The sequence below is a fragment of the Lactococcus sp. AK05 genome (assembly GCF_041026685.1).
Taxonomy (GTDB): Bacteria; Bacillota; Bacilli; order Lactobacillales; family Streptococcaceae; genus Lactococcus; species Lactococcus lactis.
In genome coordinates, this window is sequence record NZ_JBFTEI010000018.1 from 1 (window position 1) to 3,600 (window position 3,600).

General features: G+C 32.1%; 3 protein-coding genes. All 3 read left to right on the forward strand.

Translation table 11 applies throughout. The annotated features are described in order from the left end of the window. The first annotated feature begins 231 nt into the window (after nucleotides 1-231). Genes AB6B24_RS12325 through AB6B24_RS12335 form a run of 3 tightly spaced genes read left to right on the forward strand, consistent with a single transcriptional unit; the run spans nucleotide 232 to nucleotide 3,416 of the window. Nucleotides 232-1,374 carry a cation:proton antiporter gene (locus AB6B24_RS12325; RefSeq protein ID WP_058225519.1) on the forward strand — a complete coding sequence of 381 codons (1,143 nt, stop codon included), beginning with the start codon at nucleotides 232-234 and terminating at the stop codon, nucleotides 1,372-1,374. 16 nt (nucleotides 1,375-1,390) lie between these two features. Then, the gene (locus tag AB6B24_RS12330) at nucleotides 1,391-2,728 is read left to right on the forward strand and encodes a TrkH family potassium uptake protein (RefSeq protein ID WP_369164817.1); all 1,338 of its coding nucleotides are present in this window, start codon (nucleotides 1,391-1,393) and stop codon (nucleotides 2,726-2,728) included. Between the two features lie 19 nt (nucleotides 2,729-2,747). Further along, nucleotides 2,748-3,416 carry a TrkA family potassium uptake protein gene (locus AB6B24_RS12335; protein WP_003129675.1) on the forward strand — a complete coding sequence of 223 codons (669 nt, stop codon included), beginning with the start codon at nucleotides 2,748-2,750 and terminating at the stop codon, nucleotides 3,414-3,416. The last annotated feature ends 184 nt before the right edge of the window (nucleotides 3,417-3,600 follow it).

Genomic DNA, 3,600 nt, shown 5'->3' on the forward strand with positions numbered 1-3,600 from the left:
GAAGATAGTAGCCCACGGCTACAATAATCACATCCTGCTGAAATTGCTCTCCTTTAAAATGATTCATCGTCATTCCTCCTGCTATCTTTTTCTATTATTCTACCTTATTTGATAGTAGATTTAAAACTTTGCAACAGAACCGAAAATATTATTCTAAATTAATTTAAAAAAATCAGTATCCTGGATGTTATAATTAATATTAATCAATAAAGAAATCGAAGGAACTCAAAAATGGAAGATATTTTACAAATTACAATTATACTTTTCTTCTCTATGTTAGCTACGTTGCTTTCAAAGAAATTAAAAATTCCGGAAGTTGTTGGTCAGATGTTGATAGGAATAATTCTTGCCCCATCAGTACTGGGTTTAATTAATGGAGGACATACTATAGAAGTAATGTCAGAAATTGGAGTTATCCTCTTAATGTTTCTAGCAGGACTTGAAAGTGATTTAGAAGTTCTTAAAAAAAATCTGAAACCCTCAATTCTGGTTGCATTATCAGGCGTTATTATTCCAATAACTATCTTTGGAATAGTTGCTTTCTATTCGGGAAGATCTATCTCTACTAGTCTTTTTTATGGTATAGTATTTGCAGCAACGTCTGTATCTATTACAGTTAAAGTACTGCAGGAGTATGGTTATCTTTCAACAAAAGCGGGGAATATTATACTAGGTGCTGCAGTTGTTGATGATATTTTAGCTATATTGATTCTTTCCGTGTTTAAAAGCTTTAAGAATGGTGAAGGAAATTTAATTGTGCAGTTTTCAATGGAAATATTATTTTTTGTATTTTTGTTTTTTGTACATAAGTTTATCCCTAAAGTTTGGAAATTTATAAATAAGCTGCCAATTTATGCCAAAAATACGACATCAGCATTAATAATATGCTTGGGTTTAAGTTTACTTGCCGATAAAGTTGGTATGTCAGCTGTAATCGGAAGTTTTTTTGCAGGGATTGCAATTAGTCAAACAGAAGTTTCTGAGATAATTGAAGAGTATGTTTCTGCAATCGGTTATGTCATTTTTATTCCAATTTTCTTTGTTTCAATAGCAATTTCTATAAGTTTTGATGTTTTGTTTGAACATCCATTTATTGTTATTTTATTTACCTTACTAGCCATTTTGACTAAATTTCTTCCTGCATATTATTCTGGTAAGGTGTGTAACCTAAAAAAAAGTGAGTCACTTCTTATTGGTACAGGAATGGTATCAAGAGGAGAAATGTCACTTATAGTTGCACAAATTGGATTAAGTGGAGCTATCATTAATAAAAATATCTATTCAGAATTAGTCATTGTCATTATTTTGACGACACTATTAGCTCCATTTCTAATTAAAATGGTAATAAAAAAAGATAGTGCAAGGAATATATAATTAGAAATCGAGGAATATGGTGCTTTTCAAGACGTTGACTTATTCTCAAAAAATAGTTTTGGGATTTATTCTATTGGGATTGATAGGAACCATTTTATTGGCATTGCCTATTTCATCCAAAACAGGTAACTGGACTCCACTACTTGATAGCTTATTTACTTCAATTAGTGCATTATGTGTCACAGGATTGACTGTTTATGATACCTTTACTCATTGGTCTTTTTTGGGACAGTTGGTAATTCTATGTCTAATTCAGGTTGGTGGGATTGGTTTCATGACAGTTATTATCAGTATATCTACGGGATTAGGACATAAAATCGGTTTACATGAGCGACAACTATTGGTTGAATCATCAGGACTTTTACATTCCGCAAATCTCTCATTTTTAGTAAAGCGTATCACGATTTTCGTAATAATGATAGAAGCCATTGGAGCAGCCTTACTTTCAATACGTTTTATTCCAGAATTTGGTATAAAAACGGGAATTTACTATGGGGTATTTCATTCAATTTCGGCATTTTGTAATGCTGGATTTGACCTCATGGGGCGATTTGGAAAATATAGCTCCTTAACTCCCTATAGTACTGATTCATTAGTAATATTAACAGTTAGTATTCTGATATTTTTAGGAGGTCTAGGTTTTATTGTCTGGGATGATATTTTACGCTATAAACTAAATTTTAAAAAATACTCTTTGCATACAAAAATAGTGCTTATTACTTCAATTGCCTTCACTTTAGTTGGAAGTATTTTATTCCTTCTTATTGAAAATAATCATATTTTTAAAGAGGTGGGAGTAAAGGGAAAAATACTATCCAGTTTATTTTTGTCTATCTCCCCTAGAACAGCGGGTTTCAATGCTGTAGATTTACCAATGCTTACCAATGCTAGTATTATTTTAACGATCCTTTTAATGATTGTTGGAGGTTCATCCGGATCAACAGCGGGTGGTTTAAAAGTTACTACTGTTGCTGTTTTGTTTTTCAGCGCTTTTGATAATTCGAGGCGGAGACCAACATCTTCTATATTGAAACGGAGATTTTCCGATAATACAATCAAACAAGCTAGCGCAATGTTTACTTTTTACTTAATTATTGGAAGCGTTGGAGCTCTCATATTAAGTTCTCTTAATTCCTCTACTTTGGAAGAAATTATTTTTGAAGTGTTCTCGGCTTTAGGAACAGTGGGAATTACACTTGGTATTACTCCTAATTTAGGAGCACTGTCTAAAGTAACTTTAGTAGTTTTAATGTTTGTAGGTCGAGTGGGCTGGATGTTATTAATTTTTGCCATTGTTGGTAGAAATCAACAAGCGCCAATAAGTAGAGTTTCAGAAGAAATCATTGTTGGATAGAATTGGAGAATAGAAGAATATGAAATCTAAAAAGTCTAAAAAATCTATACTTATCATTGGTCTGGGTAAGTTTGGAAGGTATTTAGCATTAAAAATGCAAGAGCTTGGTAATCAAGTTATGGTCGTAGATAAAGAGGAAGCAGAAAGTCAAAAACTTGCAACTAAAATTGATGATATATTTATTGGAGACTGTACAAATGAAGAGGTTTTAAAATCTTTAGGTATTACAGATTTTGATATTTGTTTTGTCACGATCGGTGAGAATTTTGAAGCTTCTATAACAATAACCATGCTTTTAAAAAAATTGGGAGCAAGGTACACTGTGGTAAAAACCGGAAGTGATTTACAGTCAGATCTTTTGAAAAAAATAGGAGCTGACGAAATTATATATCCAGAAAAAGAGCTTGCAGAAAAACTTTCCCTGAAATATCATACGGGTTATTCAATGAAATCATATTTAGAGTTGAACCAAGATTATTCTATTATAGAGATGGACGTCCCAAAGCACTGGATTGGTAACTCATTAACGGAACTCAACCTTCGAAGAAAATTAGGATTAAATATTATTGCAATAAAGAACAGTGGTTCTGTAAATGTTGTCCCTGAGCCAGAGGAGCATTTTAGAGAGAATGATGTGATAGTAGTTGTTGGGCGGCAATCGACAATTATTGAATATATTCAGGAATAAAGAAAATTTTTCACCAATATTTATAGTATATATCTATCCGAAAAAGACAACTTTTCCTGAAACTTATATTTTTTTGTCTTTGCGTACGTCGGTTCTGTTGCAAAGTTTTAAATAAAGAATAAAATCCCTTACGGTATCTATGATTTAATCTGGGATTCCCAATAATACCTTGATTTCAGTACAA